4 protein-coding genes are annotated in these 2,270 nt (G+C 28.5%); all 4 read left to right on the top strand.

Features of this window, described 5'->3' with window-relative positions; genetic code table 11:
* Positions 1–368 precede the first annotated feature (368 nt).
* The 4 genes from ACK5M9_RS03540 to ACK5M9_RS03525 all read left to right on the top strand — a co-directional run bounded on the left by ACK5M9_RS03540 (position 369) and on the right by ACK5M9_RS03525 (position 2,148).
* Complete coding sequence (locus ACK5M9_RS03540) at positions 369–575, top strand: hypothetical protein (RefSeq protein WP_416891819.1); 207 nt, start codon at positions 369–371, stop codon at positions 573–575.
* Positions 576–632: 57 nt separating this feature from the next.
* Entirely contained in the window at positions 633–809 is a 177-nt protein-coding gene (locus ACK5M9_RS03535) for a hypothetical protein (RefSeq protein ID WP_416891818.1), read from the top strand.
* Positions 810–1,550: 741 nt separating this feature from the next.
* Positions 1,551–1,727, top strand: coding sequence for a hypothetical protein (locus tag ACK5M9_RS03530; protein WP_416891817.1), 177 nt, complete (start codon positions 1,551–1,553; stop codon positions 1,725–1,727).
* A gap of 169 nt (positions 1,728–1,896) precedes the next feature.
* A complete protein-coding gene (locus ACK5M9_RS03525; RefSeq protein WP_416891816.1) occupies positions 1,897–2,148 on the top strand; it encodes a hypothetical protein in 252 nt (83 codons plus the stop codon).
* Positions 2,149–2,270 lie beyond the last annotated feature (122 nt).

Genomic DNA, 2,270 nt, shown 5'->3' with positions numbered 1-2,270 from the left:
CATGTATATACCAATAAGCCAAAAAGGGGTCAAAAAATAAAACTCGCTCTTCTGCAAGCAGAGAGAATAACTAGAACACTTGGGCGGCCGGTTGTGTATAATATCTTTGTGTTATGCTTCACTCAATGGATTATGTGTCCTTCAACAAGTACTCCTTAAAAAGCACGGTGGTCGTGTAAGTATTACTTAGTCATTTGCTTTAACGGTTCTAAGTCCGCCATTTTAAAAATGTTGTATTCGTAAGCTTCTTTGTTCTCCTTTTTACAACTGAACAAAGATCAGTATTATTTTTTACACATCATAATCAAACCCGTTCGATTTTTAATTGGGCGGGTTTTCCTATATAATTTATTGGTAAAAGGAGAACAATGGAAAAATTATTAACAGAAGAAGAAATATTAAAACAACTTAACCAAGTAAGAACAATAGATAAAAAACTGCAAAGACTTTTTATTATGATCAACACAGAGAAAACACACATGATGAGTCTTTATCAAATTGGGTATATCTTACAACTAGAACAAGGAAGAATTATTGACATTGCAGAAGACAATGAAGATATTAGAGTTGAATGAATTAGATATAGATCTAAATATAAAGACTTCCTACTAACTAGAGCTATAGCAGAAAAAATGCATCAACTTTACTTACCGCTACTAGAAGAAATAGGAATGCTTGACAATGAGAAAAAAGGAAATGATCTTATGGTTAATTTAAGTATGAATAAAAGTGATCTAACTATAGAAACTGTAGAAGCTTATGAAGAGTTCAATAGTGATGATCAAGGAGAAGACAATGAGAATTACTAAAGAATCAATAAAAGAAAATAGTTATATAGCAACTATCAGATTAATGGAAATTACAAAAAAACTAAAATTATATTATAAAGAATGAGATGACTCTGAATGATGAGTTGATTATGAACCAAATCAAATTATGGCATATACCTTGATAAGTGATAACCTAGATGATTGAGCATTAAGGGGTATCAGGGAAGACTTGGAAATATTAACTATGACATACTTTGAAAATGAAAAGGATCTAAAAATATCTGTAAAGTATATATAGAGAAAGGAAGAAATAACAATGGCAACAAAAGAAGAAATAAGAAATATAATTAGAGAAAAATCTTTAAATGAAAAGATAAAAGATATGGAACGTAAATTAAATATTTGAAGAAAACTATTAGTCAATGATGTAGTTGAACAACTAATGGATCCTGATGATAGTGGATTATCACGTGATATTCAAGTAGCAAGAAACAATATAGAGAAATTTGAAGCTGCAATCAAAGCAGCAAAAAAATTAATGGAGATTAATAATGAAAAATAAATCATTACTAGAACAACAAATCAAACAAGCAAGATCAAATATAGAAACTTGTAGAACCACTTGATTTATATTAGTTCACAACAAACACAATGCAAAGACAAATAAAGAAAAAGAAAATGCAGACAAAGAATTACAAGAGCTAAAAGAAATTGAAAAAGGTTATATAAAAGACCATGATGAACTTGTAAAAGAATATAGATTATTAAAGGAGAAAGAAAATGGCAGATCTTAAACTTAGCGAATCATATATAAAACAAAAAGAACAAGAAGAGAAAGAACAAAGAGAACAAGAGAAGAATGCATATTACAAATTATCGGCAGGTAAAACAAAACTAGAAAAAGAATTATATGACAACAAAATATTAGACACAAGAAAAGAAGTCTATGTTTTATGATCTAAATTACCAACAGAAGAAAATTTCAAGGTTATGAATACTTGTTCAGAATTTAGAAAAGCAAAGTCTTATGTTAAGAATATTAGAACTGATATACATATAAAAATAACTGCACATAAAGTATCACCAAAAAGACACATTATAGAATTATTGCCAGGAAGAAATAAAAATGAAATGCTATAAAAGAAATAGTGTAGTCCTAAAAAACAAATTCACAAATTTAAAGTATGATCACAATACTAGTAATGAGTATGACTTATCAATTGATGATCATATTGTTAAGGTTAAGGTATTAGAAGATAATTCTTCAAGAGCTTATCTAGATAACTTGGTACGTATATCACCTAAAGGTGGAACACCATATGATTCTATTAAAGCAATAATAGCTATAATAGAATATAGAGAATCCATAGAACTTTGAGTTAAAGAAGGGGGTGATTAGTATGGCAAAACAAGTAACAATATTCCTATTGAATGCAGGTAAAATGCATGAAGATGGAGAAAACAAAATGACATTAAGATTTGAGAATGTTTCTAATATTG

Origin of the sequence: Mycobacterium sp. (assembly GCF_047975165.1) — a bacterium.
In the GTDB taxonomy this organism is placed as follows: domain Bacteria; phylum Actinomycetota; class Actinomycetes; order Mycobacteriales; family Mycobacteriaceae; genus Mycobacterium.
This window is presented reverse-complemented; position numbering and strand designations above follow the sequence as displayed.